The organism is Amycolatopsis sulphurea, from assembly GCF_002564045.1.
Taxonomy (GTDB): domain Bacteria; phylum Actinomycetota; class Actinomycetes; order Mycobacteriales; family Pseudonocardiaceae; genus Amycolatopsis; species Amycolatopsis sulphurea.
On sequence record NZ_PDJK01000002.1, the window covers coordinates 299,233 to 322,708 of the forward strand.

Here is a 23,476-nt window from a genome sequence, read left to right on the forward strand (position 1 = left end):
GGGCGGACGGATGCCATGGTGCCCGACCCGGTCGCGACCCGGATGCGAGGCTGCTCACGTCGTCCTGCGCGGCACTCGGGACGGGAAGGTCTCCGGGTCGAACTGCCCGCCGAACCACGGCGAAAGCCCCAGCCGGGCCTGCGCGGCGAACGCTTCGGGGGTACTGCGGGAGAGCCCGGCGGGCAGCACGCCGAGCAGCGGCGCCCCGGCCGCGATCGGCAGGTCGGTCAGGTTCTCCCGGGCGGCGAGATCCGGTTCGGCGGGCCACGCGCCGATCACCACGCCGACCACGTTCAGCCCGCGGCGGGTAGCCACCTCCGCGGTGAGCGCGGTCGCGTTGAGCGTGCCGAGCCCCGCGGTGGCGACGATGACCACCGGGGCACCCAGCGACCAGGCGACGTCGGCCAGCGTGCTGCCCTGCGGGTCGAACCGGACCAGCAGGCCACCAGCTCCCTCCACGAGGGTCAGGTCGTGCCCGGAGTCGAGTTCGCCCGCCGCCGCGGCGATCTCCCCCGGGCCGAGCGTGGGCAGCCCGCTGCGCCGCGCCGCGGCCTCGGGGGACAGCGGATCCGGGTACCGGCGCAGCTCGCGGGTGGTGATGCGCTTGCCCGCGAGCCGCACGACCTCGTCCAGGTCACCGGCCTCGCCGGGAGCCACCCCGGTCTGCGCCGGTTTGAGCACCGCGACGCGCTGCCCCTGCCCGAGCGCCAGCGACGCGATCGCCGCGGTGGCGATCGTCTTGCCGACCTCGGTCCCGGTTCCGGTCATCACGAGCGTGGTCACGGGCCACCAACTTAGTCACCCGCCCGGCCGGGCACCACGCCCGTCCGGCATCACCCCCGGGAGGGGGTGGGCGCGGTCATCGCCGGGGTCTCCGCGGACACGAACGCGCCACGTGCCGGATCGGCCAGGTACACCTGCGCTTCACCCACGTCGAAGTACAGCCCGCTCAGCACCAGCTTCCCGCGCTCCTCGGCATCCGCGACGAGCGGGTACTGCCGCAGGTGGTCGAGCTGCTGCAGCACGTTGTGCAGGGCCAGCCGATCCGGTTCACGCGAAGGCCGGTCGCCGTCGAGGGTCACCGGGCCGGACCGCTTCTTGCTCGGCTGGGCGTGCGTCATCCACTCGGCCAGCGCGGTGCCGGGCGGGGCACCGTCGGCGAGCGCGCCCATCGCCCCGCACGAGGAATGCCCGCAGACCACGATCTCCCGCACCCCGAGCACGCCCACGGCGAACTCGACCGCCGCGTTCATGGACGGATCGGCCTGCTCGGCCGGCACGAGATTGCCGATGTTGCGGATCGTGAACAGGTCGCCCGGCCCCGAAGTGGTGATCAGGTTCGGCACGATCCGCGAATCCCCGCAGGTGATGAACAGCGTGTGCGGCTGCTGCGCGTGCGCCAGCTTGCCGAGGGTCTCCTTGAGCAGCGGAGCGGCCCGGCGCTGGAACTCGGTCGCGCCGCGGTGCGTGCGCTGCTCCGGCAGCGGCAGGTCGGCGGCCTGCCAGGCCGACCACGGGGCGAGCCAGCGCGGCATGGTCCGGTTGGCCGCGGTCCGCCGCACCGTCGGACGGCCCTCGGTGCCCTTGCCGAACCACGGGTGCCCGATCTCGTCGATCGTCACCGTGCCGCCGGCCCGCTCGTGGGCCTGCTGCCAGGTGGTGATGCTTTCAAAAGCGGCATGGTCCAGGTAGTCGACCACCAGCTCCAGCGTGACCTTCGACCCGGCCGGGACGGTGGCGAGTACTTTCGACAGCCGCGGCACGGACAGGAAGGTGAGCACGCCTTCCACGACCACCCGGCACTCGTCGCCACGCTGCTCGATGTGGATCCCGGACCACACGGTGCGGCGCAGCATCAGCAGGACCGCCAGCACGACCCCGGCGACCACCCCGGTGAGCAGGTCGAAGCCCACCACCCCGGCGACGGTCACCAGGTAGAGCGGCAGATCACCGTGGCGCAGCACCTGCTTCAGGTGGCCGGGGTTGACCAGTTTCACGCCGACGTGCACCAGCAGCCCGGCGAGCGCGGCGAGCGGGATGCTCTTGAGCAGCCCGGCGAGCGCGACCACGAACACCAGCACCCACACTCCGTGCAGCACGGCCGAGGCGCGGGTCTTCGCACCCGCCGCGACGTTGGTGGAACTGCGCACGATGACCCCGGTCACCGGCAGGCCGCCGAGCGCGCCGGAGGCCATGTTCGCGGCGCCCTGGCCGATCAGCTCCCGGTTGAGGTTCCCCCGCGGGCCGTTGTGCAGCTTGTCCACCGCGACCGCGGACAGCAGGCTCTCCACGCTGGCGATCAGCGCGATGGTGACGACCGCGACCGCGAGATCCGCCCAGCCGCCGCTCGGCAGCTCGGGGGCGAACCGGATCTGCAGCAGGTCACCCGGCAGCTCGACGCGCGGCAGGGTCAGGCCCGCCAGCACGGAGACGCCGGTGGCGACGGTGATCGCGGCGAGCGGCCCGGGCACTTTCCGGACCACCGCGGGCAGCTTCGGCCAGATCAGCAGGATGGCGAGGGCGAGCACGCCGATCAGCGTGGCCGCGCCGTGGTGCTCGACGAGCTGGCGCGGCAGCTCGGCGAGGTTGTCCAGCGCCGAACTCTGCGCCTTCCCGCCGAGGATCACGTGCAGCTGGCCGAGCACGATGGTCACGCCGATCCCGGCGAGCATCCCGTGCACGATGGCCGGGGAGATGGCGAGGGCGGCGCGGGCCACCCGGCTCAGCCCGAGCAGCACCTGCAGCGCGCCGGCCAGCACGGTGATCAGGCAGGTGACCTGCCAGCCGAATGTGGTGATGGTTTCCGCCATCAGCACGGTCAACCCGGCGGCAGGCCCGCTGACCTGCAGCGGTGACCCGCCCAGCGCACCGGCGACCACACCGCCGACGACCGCGGCGATGAGCCCGGCGACGATCGGCGCACCGGAGGCGAGGGCGATGCCGAGCGACAGCGGCACGGCAACCAGGAAGACCACGAGCGAGGCGGGCAGGTCGTGGCGAAGCACGGCAAGACGTCTCATGATCACATGAAACCGGCTTACGCGCAAAATGTCCGCTATGCCTCGTCCAAACTGGTGAATTTCTGTCGGATCTCCCACTTTCAGGTTGCGCAGTTGATCAAGTCATGGGATGTCGCACCAGCGGGCGGCGGACCCGGCTCCGCTCGGGAGCCGGGTCCTTCCCTCACGAAGCAGGCACGCCGGCCGGCACGAAATCGGCCGTTTCCGCGTCCAGCAGGAAAACCTGGGCGGCTCCGACGTCGAAGTACATCCCGCTCAAGGTCAGCGTGCCGCGGGCGAGCGCGTCGGCCACCACCGCGTGTTCCCGCAGGTGCTCCAGCTGCTGGACGACGTTGTGCAGGGCCAGCTGGTCCGCCTCGGCCGGCGGGCGGTGCCCGTCCAGAGTCGGCGGACGGTCCAGCGTCCGGCGGCGCAGCGTGGGCGCGCCGTGCTCCAGCCAGCTGCCCAGCCGGGCCAGCCCGTCCGGCGCGGTGCCGAGCAGCGCCTTCATCGCGCCGCACGAGGAATGCCCGCACACCACGATCTCCGGCACTTCCAGCACACCCACCGCGTACTCGATCGCCGCGCCCACCGACGCGTCGCTCTCGGCCGCGCCGGGCGGCACGAGGTTGCCGATGTTGCGGATGGTGAACAGGTCCCCCGGCCCCGAAGTGGTGATCAGGTTCGGCACGATGCGCGAGTCCCCGCAGGTGATGAACAGCGTGTGCGGCTCCTGGCCGTTCGCCAGGCCGCTGAGCGTGTCCCGCAGCAGTGGCGCACCCCGGCGCTGGAACTCCGAGGTCCCGCGGCCGAGCAGGGAACTCCCGGACCGCTGCTCGGGCAGGTGCTCGGCCTGCCACTGCGACCATGGCGCCAGCCACCGCGGCACGACCCGCGAGGCGAGCCCGCGCCGCACGGTGGGCTCACCGTCGTTGCCGCGCTGATACCAAGGGTGCCCGATCTCGTCCACGCGCACCTCGCCCCCGGCCCGCACGTGTGCCTCCTGCCAGCCACGCAGGCAGTCGAAGGCCGCGTGGTCGAGGTAGTCCACGATCAGTTCCAGCGTGACCTCGGCCCGCTCCGGAACCTGGGTCAGCACCTTCGTCAGGCGGGGCACGGAAAGGAAGGTCAGCGCACCCTCGATGACCACACGCACCCGGGCACCGTCCGATTCGACGTGCACACCGGAGTGCACCATCCGGCGCACCAGCATCCCCAGCGCCAGCAGCACGCCGAGCGCGACCCCGGTCAGCAGGTTCACGGCGACCGCGCCGAGCAGGGTGACCGCGTACACCGCGAGGTCGCCGTGGCGGCGCACTTCCTTCAGCGCGGGCAGATTCACCAGCTTCGCGCCGACGAACACCAGCAGCGCGGCGAGCGCGGCGAGCGGGATGTACCGCAGGATTCCGGTCAGCAGCAAGCAGAACAGCAGAATCCAGCAGGAATGAAGGGCGGCCGCGGCCCTGGTCCGCGCACCCGCCTCGAAGTTCGCCATGCTGCGCACGATCACGCCGGTCACCGGCAGGCCGCCGAGCGCGCCGGACACCACATTGCCCGCGCCTTGCCCGATCAGCTCCCGGTCCAGGTCGCTGCGCTTCCCGCCGCGCCGCTTGTCCACCGACACCGCGGAGAGCAGGCTCTCCAGGCTCGCGATCAGGGCGACGCTCACCGCGGCCAGCACCGGCCCGCCCCAGTCGCCACCCGGCAGCCGGGGGACCAGGCCGAGCGAGGGCAGGGCTTCCGGCAGTTCGATCCGCGGCAGCGTCATCCCGGTGGTGGCGGCGACGACGGTGGCGATCGTGACTGCGGCGAGCGGGGCGGGCACCTTCCGCACCGGGCCGGGCAGCCGGGGCCAGATCAGCAGGACCGCGATGGTCAGCACACCGATCAGCACGGCCTTGTCGTGATGGCCGACGAGCTGGCTCGGCAACTCGGCGAGGTCGGCGAGCGCGGAGCCCTGGGCCCGGCCGCCGAGCACGACGTGCAGCTGGCCGAGCACGATGGTGACGCCGATCCCGGCGAGCAGGCCGTGCACGATCGCGGGGGAGATGGCCAGCGCGCCGCGCGCGATCCGGCTCAGGCCGAAGAGGATCTGCAACAGGCCGGCGCCGACGGTCACCGCGCAGGTGACGGGCCAGCCGTAGGTGGAGATGGTGTCCGCGAGCACCACGGTCAGGGCCGCGGAAGGGCCGCTGACCTGCAGCGGTGAGCCGCCGAGCAGGCTCGCGACCACACCGCCGGCGACGGCGGAGATCAGGCCGGCCAGCAGCGGGGCGCCGACGGCGAGCGCGATGCCGAGCGAGAGGGGAATGGCGACCAGGAAGACGACCACCGAAGCGGGCAGGTCGTGCCGGACGAGGACGGGCAACACCCGGCGCAGGCCGGGACGGCGGGGCGGAGGCCCGGTGTCGTGCTCTCCGCGAACGATCTCGATCATGGTCGCAGGATCGCCGAAACCCTCCGAAAAGTCCGCTACATGAACATCATTCGGGTTAGCTCGTGCAGGGAGGAACTAGGACATTCAGGATGAAACTCACCAACCACCTGAAGTATTTGAACCAAAATCCACCCTTATCGGTGATGACAATCAGTTTTCGACCACGAACAGTCACGCTCCGCGTCCAGTTTCGGCCGATTGCACTTTTCAGGTGAATTCACGCTTTCCGCGCGACTTCACCCATCGCGGCGGTGATCACGGCCAGGTCGGCGTCGCCGGTGACGTACGGCGGCATCGCGTAGACGAGATTCCGGAACGGCCGCAGCCACGCCCCCGCCGCGGTGGCCACCTCGGTCGCCACCCCCAGGCCCACCTCGTGGTCCAGCTCCAGCACCCCGATCGCGCCGAGGACCCGCACGTCCCGGACGCGCGGCAGGTCGCGGGCCGCGGCCAGCCCCGTCCGCAGGCCGGCTTCAATCCGCGCGACGTCGGCCTGCCAGCCGCCGCCGGCCAGCATCCCGAGCGAGGCGTTCGCGACCGCGGCGGCCAGCGGGTTGCCCATGAACGTCGGACCGTGCGCGAGCACCGGAAGCTCGCCCCGTGCGATGCCGTCGGCGATCCGCGGGGTGCACAGCGTGGCGGCCATGGTGAGGTACCCGCCGGTCAGCGCCTTGCCGAGGCACAGCACGTCCGGCGTCACCCCGGCGTGCTCGGCGGCGAACAGCCTGCCGGTACGGCCGAAGCCGGTGGCGATCTCGTCGAAGATCAGCAGCACATCGTGCTCACGCGTCAGCTCCCGCAGCGCGCGCAGGTATCCGGGATGGTGAAAGCGCATCCCGCCGGCACCCTGCACCACCGGCTCCACGATCACCGCGGCCAGCTCGTCCGCGTGCTGTCCGAGCGCCGCCGCCAGCTCGTCCACATAGGATTGATCAGGCGGCGCGGCGAACCCGGACGGCGGCGCCGGCACGAACACCTGCTCGGGCAGCACCCCGCGCCACAGCGAGTGCATCCCGCCGTCCGGATCGCAGACGCTCATCGGGGTGAAGGTGTCGCCGTGGTAGCCACCGCGCCAGGTGAGCAGCCTGCGTTTGCCCGGCAGCCCGCGGGAACGCTGGTACTGCAGGCACATCTTCACCGCGACCTCGACCGAGACCGAACCGGAGTCGCACAGGAACACATGCTCCAGCCCGTCCGGGGTGAGGTCCACGAGGGTCTTCGCGAGCGTGATCGCCGGTTCGTGGGTGAGCCCGCCGAACATGACGTGGCTCATCCGGCCGGCCTGCTCCGCCAGGGCCGCGTCGAGCACCGGGTGCCGGTACCCGTGCACCGCCGCCCACCAGGACGACATCCCGTCGACCAGCTCCCGGCCGTCGGCCAGGTGCAACCGCACCCCGCTCGCCTCGGTGACCAGCAGGGGCGGCACCCGGCCCGGCATCGGCGCGTAGGGATGCCACAGGTGGGCGGCGTCGAGGGCCAGCAGGCCGGCGGGGTGCACCCGGCCGACCCTAGCCGGGGACGGCCGCATCCGGATGTGACGGTCTGCTCCTTGACAGGCCGGACTGCTCCCACCCCGTCCCAGGGTGTCGGCAAAGTCGGTGTGAGGGGCCATGCGCCGACCGCGGAGGTCCGTGAAGGTCTGTGAAGGGGCCCTTCACAGACTCTGAGTCCGTGAAGGACCCCTTCACAGACCCGAGACAGGTCCGGCACACACCACGAGGTGGTCGCGCATCTCGAACACCGCTTCGCCCGCTGCCGGGCGCAATCGATCGAGATGGCAGGCGCCGTCGATGGATGACGCGGCAGCCACGGCTCACTCTGCTGATCACAGGGCCTCGACCAACCTTGCCGACACCCTGTTACCCGTCCGGTGTGGACGGTGCTACTCGGCCGCGCGGCTACGAACGCGCCGTGCCCAGCCGCACCGGCAGCGACTCCAGACCGTGCACCAGCGGGCTCGCCCGGTAGCGCAGCTCTTCCTCCGGCACCGCCAGCGCCAAGTCCGGGAACCGGCTCAGCAAACCGCCGAGCGCGATCTCCGCCTCCATCCGCGCCAGCGGAGCGCCAGCGCAGTAATGAATGCCATGCCCGAACGCGAGATGCCCACCGGCCGCACGAGTGACGTCCAGCTCATCGGGGTCCGGGAACTTGTCCGCGTCGCGGTTGGCCGCCAGCAACGAGATTTCGACGAACTCACCCGCCGCGATCGTCGCGCCACCGACCTCCACGTCCTCGGTGGTGAAACGGGTCGTGGCCAAGTTGATCGGGCCGTCGTACCGCAGGAACTCCTCCACCGCAACGGGCATCAACGACGGATCGGCCCGCAACTTCGCCGCCTGCTCCGGGGCACGCAACAGCGCGAGCGTCGCATTGCCAATCAGATTCACCGTCGTCTCGTAACCCGCACTGAGCAACAGGAACGCCATACCGACCAGCTCCTCCGCGGCGAGCCGGTCACCCTCCTCGCTGACCTGGATCAGCTCGGACAACAGATCCGCACCGGGCTCGGCGCGCTTCTCCTCCACCAGTTTCGTGAGCAACTCGTAAATCTGCCCGGCGGCGGCGTTCATCGCGTCGACATCGATGGCCCCGGACAGCAGGGTGTTCGACCAGCCGACGAAATCGCCCTGGTCCCGCGGGTCCACGCCAAGCAGCTCGCAGATCACCGCGATCGGCAACGGCAACGCGAACACGGTCATCAGATTGACCTGCTCCTGGCCGGCCATCTCGTCCAGCAGCTCGCGGGTGAGCTCTTCGATCCGCGGTCGCAGCCGGGCGACCGTGCGCGGGGTGAACGCCTTGTTCACCAGCTTGCGCAACCGCGTGTGGTTCGGCGGATCGCTGGTCAGCATGTTCCGGGTGAGCTCGCTGGCCGCTCCCGCGGCCGTTTCGGCCAAGCCGAGCTTGGTGGCGAGCAGCTCGTCGATGCGCTGCTGGTCCTTGCTCAGCCGGGGATCGGCGAGCAGCGTCCGCGCGTCCTCGTATCCGGTCACCAGGTAGGACACGTGCCCCCACGGGTTGCCGAAAGGGCAGGCCGGGCCACGCAGCTCGGCCAGCCGGCCGTGCGCATTCTGCAGCAGCAGCTCGTCCAGCGTGGGTAGATCTTCGGGCACTTCGACACTCACCAGGCCTCCACAGACACAGCTTCAGCGCTCGGCCGATGCGGCCTCGACGCGATCGATCACGTCCGTCCAATATGCCCGCGGCGCGGTCCGCTCCGCCACATCCGCGAGCCGATCCTGGTGAATCTTGACCGTCGCCCGCTCGCCCTGGGCGACCACGGTCAGCTGCAGCGTGGAGTCGTGGTCCCACCAGGTCAGCCGTACCCGGCTGCCCTCGTGGAAGCTGCGGATCCGGCCGGTGGTGCCGTTGGCCGTCTCGTATCCGGCGGCGAGCGCGGCGCCGGGACCGAGCCAGATCGGCGGCCCTTCCCGGCCGGTCAGGAACTCCCACAACCGGTTCCCGGAATACGGCAGCGTCCGGGAAACCCCTGTCTCCCAGCCATTATGCGCCGTCTTGCCCACTTCGCCGACCATGGCGCCATGATGGCACCGAGCGCCGTCGGAACCCGGTGAGGGATCATCAAGTGTGCGCTATCGCCCGATTTCCCCCGAGGTGCTGACGGCCGAGCTGACCGACCGTATCGCCGCGCTCGCTCACAACCGCCGGATCGCGGTGGCCGTCGACGGCGCCGACCCGGCGAGCGCTACCGGCGATCTTGCGGACGCGCTGGCCGCCCCGCTGCGGGTACGCGGCCGCGAAGCGCTGCGGGTGTCCGCACGGGACTTCCTGCGCCCAGCGTCGTTGCGATTCGAGCACGGCAAGCAAAGCCCCGACGCGCGCTACACCGACTGGCTCGATCTGGGCGGCCTGCGCCGGGAAGTGCTGGATCCACTGCGCGAAAAGGGCACCGGCGAAATCCTTCCAGCGCTGTGGGATTCCGATCGCGACCGCGCCACCAGGCTGCCCCGTGTCCCGGTTCCGGACGGCGGCGTCGTCCTGCTGGACGGCGAATTCCTGCAAGGCGCGGGCCTCGCTTTCGACTTCGTGGTGCACCTGTGGCTCTCCCCCGCCGCACTGCGCCGGCGTACCCCGGAGGACCAGGCATGGGCGCTGCCCGCCTACGAACGGTACGAAGCCGAGGTGGATCCGAGCGCACTCGCCGACGTCGTGGTCCGGGTGGAGGACCCCCGCCACCCCGCCGTGTACGAGCCCTGATCAGCGCACCGCGGCGACCGGATCTCCGTCCAGGAGACGGGAAAGCCGGGCCGCCATCGTGTCCCAGCGCCAGTGCTCGGACACCCAGGCGCGACCGGACTCGCCCATCCTGCGGGCGCGGACGCGGTCGGTCAGCAACGCGGCCAGGGTGTCGGCCAGCTGCGCGACGTCGCGGCCGTTGACCACGTGGCCGGTCACCTCGTCCAGCACCGCTTCGGGGGCGCCACCCGAGGTACCGGCGACCACCGGCAGCCCGGTCGCGGACGCCTCCAGGTAGACGATGCCGAGCCCCTCCACGTCCAGCCCCTTGCCACGGGTGCGAGCCGGCATCGCGAACACGTCACCGGCGTTGTAGTGCGCGGGCAGCTCCTCCCACGGCACCGAACCGGTGAGCACCACGTCGCGGGACACACCGCAAGCCTCGGCCAGCTGGGCCAGTTGCTTGCGGTACGGACCGCCGCCGACCAGCAGGAGAGCCGCGTCCGGGACCTGAGCGCGAATCGCGGGCAGCGCGTGCACCAGCATGTCCTGGCCCTTGCGCGGCACCAACCGGGAAACGCACACCACGGTCGGCCGGTCGCCAAGGCCGTGCCGGGCGCGGATCTCCTCGCGGGCACCCGGATCCGGTGCGAACAGCGTGGTGTCCACCCCGCTCGGCAGCATCTCCAGCCCGGCCAGCGGGCCGAACGCCGCGGCGAACCGGCGGCGGGTGTACTTGCTCACGTAGGTGACCACGTCCACGGTGTCGCCGATACGCCGCAGCGCCCGGCGCGAACCGGGCAGCATCGACCAGCCGACCTCGTGCCCGTGCGTCGATGCGACCGCCCGCCGGGCGCCCTCCTGCCGCAACGGCTGCGCCAGCAGCGCGAGCGGCGCCGCGGCACCGAACCACACGGCCTCGCACTCGCGGGCGCGCATGATCTGTTTCGCCCGGCGCAGCACGTCCGGCGTCGGCAGCATCAGCGACGTCGGGTGCCGCACCACCTCGAACGGCGCCGCCGCGTCGAATTCGGTGTGCGAACCGCTGCTGCGTTCCCAGGACGGGGCGTAGACCACGAGTTCGTCCGCGGGCAGCCGCGTGGCCAGTGAGTTGAGGTAGTTCTGGATCCCCCCGGGACGCGGCGGGAAATCGTTGGTCACGAGCAGGGTCCTCAGCACACCCGGAAGGCTACTGTCCGCCGCGGACGACGACGGGGCGGCACCGCATGCGCGGTACCGCCCCGTCGGTGGCGTGCCTGAACCCGGCTCAGGAGGTGACCCGGCGGGCACCCACGTACTGGCTCTGCAACGGCGAGATCTTCACCACGTCGCCGCTGGTCGGCGCGTGCACCATCTTGCCGTCGCTGACGACCATGCCGACGTGCGAGACGGGCGTGTAGTAGAACACCAGGTCGCCCGGCTGCAGCTGGTCCTTCGGGATCGGGGTGCCGAAGGTCGACTGCGCGCTGCTGGACCGCGGCAGCGTGATACCGGCCTGCTTGTACGCCCACTGCATCAGGCCCGAGCAGTCGAACTGGCTCGGTCCCGTGGCACCCCAGACGTACGGGCTGCCCAGCTTGCTGAGCGCGGCTTGGAGGGCGACCTGCGCGGCAGCGCTCGGCGCCTTGATGTTCGCCGGGGCCTCACCGCCCTGGTCGCCCTGCAGCGTCTTGTCGGCCGCGCTGAGCGCCGGCTTGGTGTTCTTCAGCTGGTCGAGCTGATCCTGCAGGGTCTTCTTCTTGGCGGTGATGTCGTCGGTCAGCTTCTTGGCGGCGTCCCGGGCGGCGGTCGCCCGCTTCGCCGCGTCCGCGGCCAGGTTCTCCGCGTCCTTGGCCTGTTTGACCGCACCGGCCAGCCGATGCAGCGCGGCGTCCTTCTCGGCCGCGATCTGGTCGAGCGCGGCCGAGCGGTCGAGAAAGTCCTGAGTGGACGAACCGGCCAGCAGCGCCGAGAGCTTGTTCATCTGCACGCCGGACAGGAACGAGGCACCGGCGAACTTGTCGACGTCCACCTTGAACTTGGCCTCGTCCGCGGCGGCGGTGGCGGCCGAGGAGTGCGCGGTGGTCACGTCCCCGTCGGCCTTGTCGAGGTCCTGCTGTTTCGCGGCAAGGTCGTCCTGCGCCTTCAGCAAGTCCTCGTTCGCCTTCTCGGCCTGGGCCGAGAGGTCACGGTACTTGGCGAGGGCGTCCGAACCACCGGAAGCCGGGGGGGTCTGGAGGGCGGGGATGGGGGCGGCGGAGGCCGCCGACGGCTGCGCCACGGTGACGACTGCGATCACGGACGCGGCCGCGAGGGCACCTGACACCACGCGCTTGACTGGATGCGACTGCACGGTCGCGCGGGTCTCCTTTGCTTGTCGGCCGCCGTCTCCGGAGCCATGACACGGCCGAGGCGGGGGATCCCCGGCCGAGCGCGTCCGCCCGTGTTCCGGCCGCGGCGCACTGCACCGGCCCTGCCACGTGCGAGATGGTTCCGGTAAAGGCTCCCCGACAAAGCCGTTCCGGCGGCGATCCCGTGTCGCCGTCCTGCCGACGGCTACCTGCCACGAGATCTCGGCCAGGTTACGAAAAGACCCGGGGGCGCGTCCACCGGGGCCCCCGGAAAAACTCTCCGTAGTTCGCGGAAACACCATCGGACCAGCAGGGGAGACGATTGTGATGCCCGTCATACCCGTTGGCCTCGCTCGGGATTGCTCCCGTTACAGACCGTTTATCGCACTTACCCCGCCGTTCGCCGAGCAGCCGTCACCCACCCGGGTCACATCGGATTACGGCCGGACGCGGGCACCAGCCGCAGCCGAGGCACCGCCCCAGAGCGGGCCGAAGCGCCGACGGCAGGCGGCACCTCGAAGGCCGCATCGGCCCGCGTGGGAGGCCCGAACAGCACGCTGACCGCACAGTCGCGGCACGCCGCCCCACGCACCGCACACCGGTCACAGTCGACGATGAGCGTCCCGCCCGGATCCGGCGACCGCCCCGGCCCTCCCGGGCACGAAGCACCTGCCCGTGAAACGGCTGCTGCTGGCGGAATACCGGTCCGCCGGGTGTCCGGCGATGCGCTGGGCTCGGCCACGGTGGCTCCTCCGTCTCCGGGCGTCCGGATCGGGTTCCGGATCGCCTCCGGTTCGCACGGTAGGACCCGCCACCGACAGTTTCGGCCGGCTTCGGCGCGTACCCGTCAGACCCGCCCCAATCGGCTGACCAGCACCGCCGACGGAGCCGGATACGCACCGGCGGCGCGGACGGAGTCGGCGACCGCGCGGTCCGACGTGGCGACGACCATCGGCCGGCCCTTCGGCTCGGCCGACACCAGCGCGCGGATCACGTCGTCCGCCAGTACGCCGCGTTCGGAGAACAGCACGCGTACCCCGCGCGGCACCGATGCCGGGACCGACAGCACTCCCGCACCGTCGAACACCACGGTCACCTCCGCGGACGTACGCGCGGCCAGCGCGGACAGCTGATGCACCAGCCGGTCTCGCTGATCCGCCAGCGCTAGCTCGGGATACCCGGTCTTGGTGACGTTGTAGCCGTCGACGATCAGGTGCACGTTCGGCAACGCGAGATGCCGGTCGAGCGCGACCACATCCGCGATCCGCCCGCCGGGACCGAGACCGGACCGCACGCCGCTGATCATGTCCGCGGGACGTGCACCGCGGTCGCCCAGCGCCAGCTCCCGGCGTAGGCCGTGTACAGCGCCATCGATGGTGTCCACAAGCAACGCCAACCGCACTTCGTCGGCTTCGCGAGCTTCGCGCGCCGACTGACGCGCCATCTCCGCATCCGCGACCGCACGCTCCGCGCGCGTCCGCTCAGCCGCTACGCGCCGACGCTCACGCTCCAGCTGCTCCGTGAGCACACGCAGCTCACGCTGCTGCTCCGCTCCGCCGCTCCGCAGCTCCGCACGCGCAGCTTCCGCCGCGTCCTTCGCTTCGCGAAGCCGCATGCCTTGCTCGCGAAGCCGCCGAAGCAGCTTGTCGACTTCGTCTTCGCGCTCTCCGCGCGCGCTGTCGACCGCTTCGCGCGCTTGCGCAAGCTCGGCCCGCAGCTCGGCGACTTCGGCCTCAAGCCGTTGATTGCGGGCCAGCACGGCATCCCGCTCCGCACGCAACGCCGTCTCTTCGGCGTTCTTCGCGACGAGCCGGACCCGCCCGGCAGCGCTCGATTCACCAAGCAGCACGGCAGCAGCCGCGGCGGCCACGGAATCGCCCGCGTTCGGGTCCAACGCGTCCGTACGGTGCTCACGCAGCCACTCCAGTACCGCAGTACGGAACTGAGACGAGTCACCCAACGCGGACAACAGCGCCGTGCCACCGAGCTTCGCGCGCTTCGCCGGGGCAAACTTCGCGACCGGCCGTAGCTGTCGCGGTACATCGGACACAGGGAGCTTCGCCACGGCCGCAGCAGCCAGCTCGGCGATCCGCTCGCGCACCGCCTCCGGCAGGCTCGCCCACGACGCCGGCTCCGGGGCGTCCGCCGATGCCCGCGCGGGAACCTCCGAGGGGCCTTCGGCCTCCTCGGGTTCCTCTGGGTGCACGGGCTGCGGGTGCATTGCAACAGGGTAGGCCCCGGGGCCGGATCCCGCGTCGCGCGGGACACGCCGAGCCGGTTCAGCCGGCAGCGACGACACGACGGACACTTTCGCGAAGGAGACACTCGTGCGCCGCGCGAACGCCACTGACCGGCGACCTGGCCGCCGCCGTCAGGTCGCAGGGGTCGCCCGCCTCCTGCACGGCGGTTCGGGGCTGGCCTGACATTCCCCCAGGTCAGGGTTCCGGCAAAGTCGGCGTGAGGGACCCTGCGCAGACGGCGGAGGTCCGTGAAGGTCTGTGAAGGGGCCCTTCACAGACCCGAGACAGGTCCGGCACACACCACGAGGTGGTCGCGCATCTCGAACACCGCTTCGCCCGCTGCCGGGCGCAATCGATCGAGATGGCAGGCGCCGTCGATGGATGACGCGGCAGCCACGGCTCACTCTGCTGATCACAGGGCCTCGACCAACCTTGCCGACACCCCGTTGCCCCAGGTTTTGCAACAGAACATTCACTTTGGGTCACGGCTGCTCGCACGCAGCGTGGTTCGGGACCGATCCCGCCGAGCCGGTCCACCCAGGATTGTCGGTGGGCCGCCCTACTGTGCGCGATCATGGAGAAGCGCGCGGAACGCCCGCCGGCCCAGCTGGCGTTCGACGAGCTCGGCACCCCGTTGCGGGACACCACGTTCGTCGTGTTCGACCTGGAGACCACCGGGACCAGACCTGGCCCGGACGGGATCACCGAGATCGGCGCGGTCAAGGTGCGCGGCGGGCAGGTCCTCGCCGAGTTCGCCACCCTGGTGAACCCCGGGGCGCCGATCCCGCCGCAGATCGTGGAGCTGACCGGGATCACCCAGGCGATGGTCTACGACGCGCCGCGGATCGAGCGCGTGCTGCCGGCGTTCCTGGAGTTCATCGCGGGGACCGTGCTGGTAGCGCACAATTCCGGCTTCGACACCGGGTTCATGAAGGCCGCCTGCGAAGGACACGGCTACGCGTGGCCCCGAGCCACGGTGATCTGCACGGTGAAGCTGTCGCGCCGAGTGATCCCGAAGGAAGAGGCCCGCAGCTACCGCCTGTCGTCGCTGGCGATGCTGCTCGGCGCGCGTACGCAGCCGACGCACCGCGCGCTCGACGACGCCCGCGCCACGGTGGACGTACTGCACGCGTTGCTGGAGCGTGTCGGCAACGTCGGCGTACACACCGTCGAAGAGCTGGTCGACTATCTGCCTGAAGTCACGCCCGCGCAGCGTCGTAAGCGGCATCTGGCGGCCGATCTTCCCGCGCGACCGGGCGTATACCTGTTCAAGGGACCGAGCAAAGAAGTGCTGTACGTCGGCACCGCGCGAGACCTGAGACGGCGCGTGCGCTCGTACTTCACCGGCTCCGAAAGCCGTGGGCGTATCCGCGAAATGGTGGCGCTGGCCGAACGCGTGGACGCCATCGAGTGCGCGCACTCCCTCGAAGCCGAAATCCGCGAGCTGCGGCTCATCGCCGCGCACAGACCGGCGTACAACCGGCGTTCGAAGAACCCGCACCACGCGTGGTGGGTAGGGCTGACCGACGAAGCATTCCCCCGCCTCTCCGTCGTACGGCTACCGCGCGCGGGCACACTCGGCCCCTTTCGCAGCCAAGCAGACGCGCGCACTGCAGCAGACACCCTCGCCGGCGCGACGGGGCTTCGCACCTGTACGCAACGAATCTCCGCCACAGGGGCGTCCGGCACCCCATGCGTCCTAGCGGAGCTGGGGCGGTGCGGGGCGCCGTGCGCGGGACAGCAGAGCGTTCTCGAGTACACCCCTTCCGTCGACGCGACCAGAGGCCTTATCGCGGGGCAGGACGGTCGCCCACTACACCTGGCCGCAGACCGGCTGGTGCGACTGTCCGAAGCACAGCACTACGAACAGGCCGCGCGGCACCGAGACGAGCTGGCCGGCCTCGTACGCGCTGTCGGCCGAGCACAGCGGCAAGCCGCACTCGCCTCGATCGCCGAACTGATCGCCGCCGCCCCGGACGGCAATGGCGGCTGGGAACTCACCGTCATCCGCCACGGACGTCTGGCGTCGGCAGGCGTCGCCCGGCGCGGCGTACCCCCGATGCCCGTGGTCGAAGCACTGGTCGCGGCCGGCGAAACGGTGCTACCGGACGAAGGCCCGCTGCACGGCGCCTCCGGTGAAGAGGTGGGCATCCTGCTGCGGTGGCTCGCCCGTCCCGGCACGCGGCTCGTGCGCACCACCCGCCCCTGGTCGGAGCCCACCGCAATCGCCGGCTGGCGCGGCTGGCTGGACCGCGTCGCCGACGCACGCAGCCTCGAAAACCTGGCGGGCTGAACCGACCGGAACCGGGAGACCCGGAGTGATCCCGGCTACGATCGCGCACATCCGGTTACCGCCAGGAAGTGGAGGAACGCTGTGGTCACGGCGATCGTGCTGATCAACGTAGAGGCCGAGGGGATTCCGGAGGCCGCCCAGGCGATCGCGGACCTCGACGGCGTCGGGGAGGTCTACTCCTGCGCCGGGGACGTCGACCTGATCGCCACCGTCCGGGTGCCGGCGCACGAGGATCTCGCCGACCTCATCCCGGGCCGGATCGGCAAGGTCCCCGGAGTACTCGACACCGTCACGCACATCGCGTTCCGGTCCTACTCCCGGGCGGACACCGACTCGGCGTTCGAAATCGGCGTCGAAGGCTCCTGAACCGGCCCCGATACGCGAGAAGGCTCCTTCCCCGGCGGGGGAAGGAGCCTTCTGCACAGGCGGACCTCAGTGGCCGGAACCGACCTCGTGCGATCCGGAGATCTCCGCCGCACCGTCGCTGTTGCCGTGCCCGTTGCCCCGCGCACGCTCCAGCGCCGCGGTCTCCTCCGCCGGGTCCGGCGTCAGGACCGAGCCCGGGACGGCGTGCCCGGCCGTGCCCAGCTTGTTCATCTTCTTCGGCACCGGCGCGCCCTGGTACTCCAGCGGGATCGCGTGGCCGTGGCTGTCCGTCCCGCCCAGCGGCTGGTGGATCTCGATGAACTCACCGTGCGGCAGGCGCTTGATGATGCCCGTCTCGACCCCGTGCTCCAGCACCTCGCGGTCGGCCCGCTGCAGGCCGAGGCAGATCCGGTAGGTCACGTAGTAGGCGATCGGCGGCACGATCAGCACCCCGATGCGCCCGGCCCAGGTGGTCGCGTTCAGCGAGATGTCGAACTGGTCGGCGATGATGTCGTTGAAGCCGGACAGCTCGATCACCGCGAAGAACCCGAGCGCCATCATGCCCAGCGCGGTGCGGACCGGTGCGTCCCGCGGCCGCTGGAGCAGGTTGTGCCGCGCGGTGTCCTTGGACAGCTTGCGTTCCAGGAACGGATACGCGAGTAACAACCCGATCAGCACCGGCATCCCGATGGCACCGGGGAAGAACACCGCGGGAATCGTGTAATTCCCGAGGTAGACCTCCCAGGCCGGCCATATTCGGAGCATGCCGTCGGCCCAGGCCATGTAGAAGTCCGGCTGGGATCCCGCGGACACCATGGACGCGTTGTACGGCCCGAAATTCCACACCGGGTTGATCTGGAACAACCCGGACATCAGCGCGATCACACCCACGACCAGGGTGAAGAACGCCCCGCCCTTGAGCGCGAAGTACGGCATGATGCGCACGCCGACGACGTTGGTCTCCTTGCGCCGCACCCCCGGGAACTGGGTGTGCTTCTGGTACCAGACCAGCGCCAGGTGCACCCCGACCAGCGCCAGCATGATGCCCGGCACCAGCAGGATGTGCAGCGTGTAGAGCCGCGGGATGATCTGGTCGCCCGGGAACTCCCCGCCGAAGATCGCCCAGTGCAGCCAGGTGCCGATCACCGGCACGGAGAGCACGATGCCCGACAGCGTCGCGCGGATACCGGTACCGGAGAGCAGGTCGTCCGGCAGCGAGTAGCCGAAGAAGCCCTCGAACATGCCCAGCACCAGCAGCAGCCCGCCGATGACCCAGTTCGCCTCACGCGGCTTGCGGAACGCGCCGGTGAAGAAGATCCGGAACATGTGGATCATCATCGAGGCGACGAAGATCAGCGCCGCCCAGTGGTGCAGCTGGCGCACGAACAGGCCGCCGCGCACGTCGAACGAGATGTCCAGGGTCGTCTTGAACGCCTGGGACATCTGCATGCCCTGCATGTTCTGGAAGCTGCCGTGATAGGTGACTTCCTGCATGGAGGGGTCGAAGAACAGCGTCAGGTACACGCCCGAGAGCAGGATGACGATAAAGCTGTAGAGCGCGATCTCACCGAGCAGGAACGACCAGTGCGTCGGGAAGACCTTGTTGAACTGGTGACGCAGGCCCTTCGCGAGCTTGTAGCGCTGGTCCGCGTTGTCCGCGGCCAGGCCGAGGTGCTTCTGGAGGCCGCTCGTCCCCTTGGTCGGAGTGGTGAGTGAACTCATGACTTACGCTCCCAGAAGGCCGGGCCGATGGCCTCGATGAAGTCGCCCCTGGCGACCAAGTATCCCTCATCGTCAACCGTGATCGGCAGCTGCGCCAGCGGTCGGGTGGCCGGGCCGAAAATCGGCTTGGCGTAGTGCAGGGCGTCGAACTGGGACTGGTGGCACGGGCACAGGATGCGGTTCGTGCGCTGCTCGTACAGCGAGGTCGGGCAGCCCACGTGACTGCAGATCTTCGTGTACGCGTAGTAGTCGCCGAAGTTGAAGTCTTCCTGGTTCTTCCGCTTGACCACGCGCGCGGCGTCGGTCGGGCGCAGCCGGATGAGCATGACCGGGTTGTCCACCCGGGTCAGCGCCGCGGCCAGCGCCTCGTGGTTGCCCTTTTCCGAATCGCGGTAGGGGAACACCGTCTCCATGGCACCGGCGTCGAGGTCCTCCGCGCGGACCAGGGTGACGCCCTTCTCGACCTCTTCGTCCAGGTTGCCGATGTTGCGCCGCAGGTAGACCTTCTCGCCCGGGAACTTCGGCTGCCAGCCGGTGTGCCAGAGGCCGTTCTCGTTGGCGCTGTCCTTCCACGGGTCCTTGATGAAGGACGCGACGGGCAGCGCGGCCACCGCGAGGCCGAGCGCGCCGGCCCCGGCGCCCGCGGTCCGCTTGATCAGCGAGCGGCGGGCGATCGTGCTGCGGTCACCGGCGTCGGACAGGTGCGCCACGATGGTCGCCCGGTCGACCTCGGCCGACGGGCCGTCGGTGCGCTGCTGCACCACGGTCTCGCTCGGCACGAACTTCTTGGTGTACACGATCACGCCGATGCCGAGGCAGAGCACCGCGAGGCCGAGCGAGACGCCCAGCGCCGGGGTGTAGAGGCTGTATACCGTGTGGCTCGGGTCGCTCGGGTCCTTGTACTCCCACCAGTGCGGCCACGCCATGACCACGACGAAGGCCAGCCCGAAGATCGCGGACAGCGCGAACCACAGCGCCACCCGGCGCTCGGCCCGCTTCTCCGCGCGGGTGCCCTCCACCGGCCACGGTTCGGGGTAATCGACGATCTCCACGCCGTCCAGCTCGCCACCGAGCTTGAGCAGCTGGTCGCGGTCCATCTCCGCGAGTTCCGCCTCCGAGGGCGGCTCGGGCCCTTCGGCACTCATGCCGTCGCCTCCACAAGGAGTTTCACACTGTTCGACCGGGCGGCGCCAGCATGAATAGTGATGATTCGCTGGCAAGCTGCGCTCATGCCTTCGATCCAATCCAGAGAGTGATGCCGACCAGCGCGGCGATTCCGACGACGAACGCGATCAGGCCCTCCGAGGCGGGGCCGAGCCCGCCGAGGCCGTTACCGCCCGGGTTGTTGTTGCCGTCGGACACCGACTTGACGTAGGCGACGATGTCCTTCTTCTCCTCCGGGTTCAGCTGCCGGTCGGAGAATTTCGGCATGTTCTGCGGCCCGGTGAGCATCGCGTCGTAGATCTGTTCCTCGGTGGCCGGGTCCAGGTTCGGCGCGTACTTGCCCGCCGACAGGGCGCCACCGCGGCCGGTGAAGTTGTGACACGAGGCACAGTTGAGCCGGAACAGCTCACCACCGCGGGCCGGGTCGCTGCCGCGCAGCGCCTCGCCGCGTTCCGCGGGCCGCTGCGCCCCGCCGCCGTGCGCCTGCACGTAGGCACCGACCGCGTCGATCTCGGCCGGGGTCAGCTTCGGCGGCTTCCGCGCGGCCTGGGCCTCCTGGCGGGCCGCGGGCATCCGGCCGGAGGAAGTCTGGAAGTACACCGCCGCGTCGCCGATGCCGATCAGGCTCGGACCGCGGTTCTGGACGCCTTCCAGGTTCGCGCCGTGGCATTCGATGCAGGTGTTGTTGTAGACCTGCTCGCCCTGGCGCAGGAGGGCCGGGTCGCCCTGCGCCTGCGCGGTCTGCGGCTCCGGGGTCAGCACGGCGTACAGCGCGCCGGCGCCCACCAGTGCGACACCGAGCGCGAGCACCCCGGCGAGACGCCGGCGCAGCTTCGAACGCGCGCGGAAGCGGCGCTGTGGGGACTTGGTACTGGTGGTCATCTTGCGGCAACCCTTGCTGTCAGTTCAGGCCGATGGTGCGGGTGGGACGGCGCGAGGATCAGGGGAGGATGTAGATCACCGCGAAGAGGCCGACCCACACGATGTCGACGAAGTGCCAGTAGTAGGACACGACGATCGCGGAAGTGGCCTGCGCGGGCGTGAACTTGCTGAGCTTGGTCCGGATCAGCAGGAACACGAACGCGATGAGCCCGCCGATGACGTGCAGGCCGTGGAATCCGGTGGCGAGGAAGAACACCGTGCCGAACGGGCCGGACGGGATGGTCAGGCCCTCGTCGACCAGGTTGACGTACTCGTACGCCTGCCCGAACACGAACACCGCGCCCATGATCAGCGTGATGATGTACCAGCGCCGCAGGCCGTAGACGTCCCCGCGCTCGGCGGCGAACACGCCGAACTGGCAGGTCAGCGACGAGAGCACGAGGATCACCGTGAACGGGATCGCGTACGGGATGTTGAGGTGGAATGGCTCGCCGTGCAACGGCGGCGGCCACGAGGCCCCGGCCGGGTTCTGCGCCTTGACGGTGAAGAACATGGCGAACAGTCCGGCGAAGAACATGAGTTCGCTGGACAGCCACACGACGGTGCCGACACTGACCATGTTCGGCCGGTTCAGCGAGTGGACCCGCTGGCTGATGGTGGGAGCTGCCGTTGTCACGGATCGCATTATGTCCTCCCCCGCGGGCACCCCGCCTGCCGGGTCCGCGGCGGGTCGTGGGAGCTTCGCGTCACACCCGTACCAGATGGAGGGAACCGGCTACTCGTGAGTTGGCTGCAGAGGTTGCGTGACCTGGCCGGAAAGCGGGAAACCGCCGGTCTGACGCCCGACACGCCCGGGTTGCGGATCGTGGTCCGGGCCTTCGATCCGGCGGTGGCCGACTCGGCGGTGCTCGGCGCCGCTTCCGGCTGGACCGCCGGTGCCCCCGCGGTGCTGACGCACCACCTCAGCCTGCCCGCCGAGCGGCTCGCCGAGGCCGCCGCGATCCTTGCCCAGGACGGCTACGAGCTGCGGGAACAGCGGCCGGACGGGGACCGGGTACTGGCCCACGCGGTGCGCGTGCAGGTGCTCGACGCGCTGCACTGCGCGCAGGAACGCGCGCGGATGGCGGGGCTCGCCCAGCGGCTCGGTGGCGACGCGCTGGGCTGGGACGCCCGGCAACCGGGTGAGTCGCCCACCACGTCCGCGTGAGATGGGTCTCGGCCGATACGATCGCGGGCGTTCCACGCGTGACGAGACGGAGGCGGGCTCAATGACCGAGCAGTCCCAGCGGATCCTGGTGTTCAGCCACAAGGCCGGGGTGCGGGAGGCGATCATCAATGCCGTCGGCCGCAGGCCGGCGGCCGATCTGGGCCGGGTCGAGTACGTGGAGGCCGAGGGCGTCGCGGACGTGCTCGCGGAGGTCGACGCCGGCGCGGTGGACCTGGCGATCCTGGACGGCGAGGCCCAGCCGACCGGCGGGATCGGGCTGACCCGCCAGCTCAAGCACGAGATCGCGGACTGCCCGCCGATCGTGGTCACGATCCGCCGCCACGACGACCGCTGGCTGGCCACCTGGTCGCAGGCCGACGCCGTGCTGGAGCACCCGCTCGATCCGCTGACCGCGGCGGAGACCGTGGCCGGCGTCCTGCGCGCCGGACGGGTCCCCGCCGTCAACGGCGGCTGAGCCGCGATGGGCACCACCGCATCCGGGCACACCTGGCCCGCCCTGCTCACCCGGCTGATCGACCGCGCGGACCTGACCGCCGAGGACGCCTCCTGGGCGATGGACCAGATCATGTCCGGCGCGGCCACTCAGGCGCAGATCGGCGGGTTCGCGGTCGCGCTGCGGGCCAAGGGCGAGACCCCGGAGGAGATCTCCGGGATGGCCGGGGCGATGCTCGCGCACGCCCGCCGGATCGAGCTCAGCCGCCCGGCGGTGGACATCGTCGGCACCGGCGGGGACCGCTCGAACTCGGTGAACATCTCCACGATGGCGACGATCGTCGCAGCCGCGGCCGGTGCGCCGGTGGCCAAGCACGGCAACCGCGGTGCCTCGTCGAAGTCCGGGGCCGCGGACGTGCTGGAGTCCCTCGGCGTGCGGATCGATCTGCCGCCGGAGGCGGTGCAGCGGTCGCTGGCCGAACTCGGCATCGGGTTCTGCTTCGCGCCGGTCTTCCACCCGGCCTTCCGGCACATCGGCCCGTCGCGGCGGGAGCTGGGCGTACCGACCACGTTCAACCTGCTCGGCCCGCTGACCAACCCGGCACAGCCGGACAGCGCGCTGATCGGCTGCGCCTACGCGGACAAGACGCAGGTGCTGGCGGAGGTGTTCGCCCGCCGTGGCACGTCCGTGCTGGTGGCCCGCGGCGACGACGGTCTCGACGAGTTCACCACCACCACGACCACGTCGGTGTGGGTGGTCTCGGGCGGCACGGCGACGCCGCAGTCGTTCGATCCGGCGTCCCTGGGCATCCCGCGCGCCACCGCTGAGGATCTGCGTGGCGGCGACGCGGTGGCCAACGCCGCGGTGATCCGCGAGCTGGTCGGCGGGAAAACCGGCCCGGTACGCGACGCCGTGGTGCTGAACGCGGCCGCCGCCCTCGCCGCGTTCACCGGCTTGACCGGCTCGCTGGAGGACGATCTGGCCGCCGGGCTGGACCGAGCCCGGCAGGCGATCGACAGCGGAGCCGCGGCCGCCCTGCTGGACCGCTGGATCGCGTTCGGCCACTGACGCCCTGGAAAAGGGCTGTGAAGGGGCCCTTCACGGACGCTGAGGCTGTGAAGGGCCCCTTCACAGCCTTTACTCCCAAGCGGATGGCCGGACACGAAAAAGCCGCCCCTCGGGAAC

General features: G+C 70.6%; 19 protein-coding genes. 6 read left to right on the plus strand and 13 right to left on the minus strand.

Annotation, left to right across the window (positions count from 1 at the left end):
- Positions 1–54 precede the first annotated feature (54 nt).
- The 6 genes from bioD to ATK36_RS07430 all read right to left on the minus strand — a co-directional run bounded on the left by bioD (position 55) and on the right by ATK36_RS07430 (position 8,972).
- Complete coding sequence (gene bioD / locus ATK36_RS07405) at positions 55–783, minus strand: dethiobiotin synthase (protein ID WP_098510589.1); 729 nt, start codon at positions 781–783, stop codon at positions 55–57.
- A gap of 50 nt (positions 784–833) precedes the next feature.
- Positions 834–3,020 (minus strand): SulP family inorganic anion transporter, encoded by a 2,187-nt coding sequence (locus ATK36_RS07410; protein ID WP_098514708.1) that lies wholly within the window; start codon positions 3,018–3,020, stop codon positions 834–836.
- Between the two features lie 163 nt (positions 3,021–3,183).
- A complete protein-coding gene (locus ATK36_RS07415) occupies positions 3,184–5,436 on the minus strand; it encodes a bifunctional SulP family inorganic anion transporter/carbonic anhydrase (RefSeq protein ID WP_098510590.1) in 2,253 nt (750 codons plus the stop codon).
- Positions 5,437–5,653: 217 nt separating this feature from the next.
- On the minus strand, positions 5,654–6,934 hold the full coding sequence (locus ATK36_RS07420; RefSeq protein WP_098510591.1) for an adenosylmethionine--8-amino-7-oxononanoate transaminase: 1,281 nt from the start codon (positions 6,932–6,934) through the stop codon (positions 5,654–5,656).
- Between the two features lie 400 nt (positions 6,935–7,334).
- Positions 7,335–8,561, minus strand: a complete 1,227-nt coding sequence (locus tag ATK36_RS07425; protein ID WP_098510592.1) for a cytochrome P450 family protein — start codon at positions 8,559–8,561, stop codon at positions 7,335–7,337.
- 21 nt (positions 8,562–8,582) lie between these two features.
- The gene (locus tag ATK36_RS07430; protein WP_098510593.1) at positions 8,583–8,972 is read right to left on the minus strand and encodes an activator of Hsp90 ATPase 1 family protein; all 390 of its coding nucleotides are present in this window, start codon (positions 8,970–8,972) and stop codon (positions 8,583–8,585) included.
- A gap of 52 nt (positions 8,973–9,024) precedes the next feature.
- Between ATK36_RS07430 and ATK36_RS07435 the strand changes: the two genes are divergently transcribed.
- Positions 9,025–9,654: a nucleoside/nucleotide kinase family protein gene (locus ATK36_RS07435; RefSeq protein WP_098510594.1), complete on the plus strand. Its 630-nt coding sequence runs from the start codon at positions 9,025–9,027 to the stop codon at positions 9,652–9,654.
- Here ATK36_RS07435 and ATK36_RS07440 read toward each other — a convergent pair whose 3' ends face one another.
- From ATK36_RS07440 to ATK36_RS07455, 3 genes are all read right to left on the minus strand, one after another.
- The gene (locus ATK36_RS07440; RefSeq protein ID WP_211291831.1) at positions 9,655–10,812 is read right to left on the minus strand and encodes a glycosyltransferase family 4 protein; all 1,158 of its coding nucleotides are present in this window, start codon (positions 10,810–10,812) and stop codon (positions 9,655–9,657) included.
- Positions 10,813–10,900: 88 nt separating this feature from the next.
- Positions 10,901–11,965, minus strand: coding sequence for a C40 family peptidase (locus tag ATK36_RS07445; protein ID WP_098510595.1), 1,065 nt, complete (start codon positions 11,963–11,965; stop codon positions 10,901–10,903).
- An 845-nt stretch (positions 11,966–12,810) separates the two neighbouring features.
- Positions 12,811–14,184: an NYN domain-containing protein gene (locus ATK36_RS07455; RefSeq protein WP_098510596.1), complete on the minus strand. Its 1,374-nt coding sequence runs from the start codon at positions 14,182–14,184 to the stop codon at positions 12,811–12,813.
- A 593-nt stretch (positions 14,185–14,777) separates the two neighbouring features.
- Here ATK36_RS07455 and ATK36_RS07460 point away from each other — a divergent pair.
- Complete coding sequence (locus ATK36_RS07460) at positions 14,778–16,496, plus strand: DEDD exonuclease domain-containing protein (RefSeq protein WP_098510597.1); 1,719 nt, start codon at positions 14,778–14,780, stop codon at positions 16,494–16,496.
- An 81-nt stretch (positions 16,497–16,577) separates the two neighbouring features.
- Positions 16,578–16,862 carry an Lrp/AsnC family transcriptional regulator gene (locus tag ATK36_RS07465; protein WP_098510598.1) on the plus strand — a complete coding sequence of 95 codons (285 nt, stop codon included), beginning with the start codon at positions 16,578–16,580 and terminating at the stop codon, positions 16,860–16,862.
- A 66-nt stretch (positions 16,863–16,928) separates the two neighbouring features.
- Here the strand turns inward: ATK36_RS07465 and qcrB are convergent, their stop codons facing one another.
- The 4 genes from qcrB to ctaE all read right to left on the minus strand — a co-directional run bounded on the left by qcrB (position 16,929) and on the right by ctaE (position 21,315).
- Positions 16,929–18,584: a cytochrome bc1 complex cytochrome b subunit gene (qcrB, locus tag ATK36_RS07470; protein WP_098510599.1), complete on the minus strand. Its 1,656-nt coding sequence runs from the start codon at positions 18,582–18,584 to the stop codon at positions 16,929–16,931.
- Entirely contained in the window at positions 18,581–19,729 is a 1,149-nt protein-coding gene (qcrA, locus tag ATK36_RS07475) for a cytochrome bc1 complex Rieske iron-sulfur subunit (RefSeq protein ID WP_098510600.1), read from the minus strand. The genes qcrB and qcrA overlap by 4 nt, the downstream gene beginning before the upstream one ends.
- 82 nt (positions 19,730–19,811) lie before the next feature.
- Entirely contained in the window at positions 19,812–20,630 is an 819-nt protein-coding gene (gene qcrC, locus ATK36_RS07480) for a cytochrome bc1 complex diheme cytochrome c subunit (RefSeq protein ID WP_098510601.1), read from the minus strand.
- 58 nt (positions 20,631–20,688) lie between these two features.
- Positions 20,689–21,315: an aa3-type cytochrome oxidase subunit III gene (gene ctaE / locus ATK36_RS07485; RefSeq protein WP_098510602.1), complete on the minus strand. Its 627-nt coding sequence runs from the start codon at positions 21,313–21,315 to the stop codon at positions 20,689–20,691.
- 96 nt (positions 21,316–21,411) lie between these two features.
- Here ctaE and ATK36_RS07490 point away from each other — a divergent pair, with 96 nt between their 5' ends.
- The 3 genes from ATK36_RS07490 (at position 21,412) to trpD (ending at position 23,359) form a co-directional block, all read left to right on the plus strand.
- The gene (locus ATK36_RS07490) at positions 21,412–21,837 is read left to right on the plus strand and encodes a ribonuclease E inhibitor RraB (RefSeq protein WP_098510603.1); all 426 of its coding nucleotides are present in this window, start codon (positions 21,412–21,414) and stop codon (positions 21,835–21,837) included.
- A gap of 61 nt (positions 21,838–21,898) precedes the next feature.
- Positions 21,899–22,312, plus strand: a complete 414-nt coding sequence (locus ATK36_RS07495) for a hypothetical protein (RefSeq protein WP_098510604.1) — start codon at positions 21,899–21,901, stop codon at positions 22,310–22,312.
- Between the two features lie 6 nt (positions 22,313–22,318).
- Positions 22,319–23,359 (plus strand): anthranilate phosphoribosyltransferase, encoded by a 1,041-nt coding sequence (gene trpD / locus ATK36_RS07500; RefSeq protein WP_098510605.1) that lies wholly within the window; start codon positions 22,319–22,321, stop codon positions 23,357–23,359.
- Positions 23,360–23,476 lie beyond the last annotated feature (117 nt).

Bases quoted from the DNA above. Each gene is read 5' to 3' on its own strand.
- ATK36_RS07410 (WP_098514708.1), bottom strand. From the start codon at position 3,020: ATGAGACGTCTTGCCGTGCTTCGCCACGACCTGCCCGCCTCGCTCGTG.
- ATK36_RS07415 (WP_098510590.1), bottom strand. From the start codon at position 5,436: ATGATCGAGATCGTTCGCGGAGAGCACGACACCGGGCCTCCGCCCCGC.
- ATK36_RS07430 (WP_098510593.1), bottom strand. From the start codon at position 8,972: ATGGTCGGCGAAGTGGGCAAGACGGCGCATAATGGCTGGGAGACAGGG.
- ATK36_RS07455 (WP_098510596.1), bottom strand. From the start codon at position 14,184: ATGCACCCGCAGCCCGTGCACCCAGAGGAACCCGAGGAGGCCGAAGGC.
- ATK36_RS07460 (WP_098510597.1), top strand. From the start codon at position 14,778: ATGGAGAAGCGCGCGGAACGCCCGCCGGCCCAGCTGGCGTTCGACGAG.
- qcrB (WP_098510599.1), bottom strand. From the start codon at position 18,584: ATGAGTTCACTCACCACTCCGACCAAGGGGACGAGCGGCCTCCAGAAG.
- qcrA (WP_098510600.1), bottom strand. From the start codon at position 19,729: ATGAGTGCCGAAGGGCCCGAGCCGCCCTCGGAGGCGGAACTCGCGGAG.
- qcrC (WP_098510601.1), bottom strand. From the start codon at position 20,630: ATGACCACCAGTACCAAGTCCCCACAGCGCCGCTTCCGCGCGCGTTCG.
- ctaE (WP_098510602.1), bottom strand. From the start codon at position 21,315: ATGCGATCCGTGACAACGGCAGCTCCCACCATCAGCCAGCGGGTCCAC.
- ATK36_RS07495 (WP_098510604.1), top strand. From the start codon at position 21,899: ATGACCGAGCAGTCCCAGCGGATCCTGGTGTTCAGCCACAAGGCCGGG.
- trpD (WP_098510605.1), top strand. From the start codon at position 22,319: ATGGGCACCACCGCATCCGGGCACACCTGGCCCGCCCTGCTCACCCGG.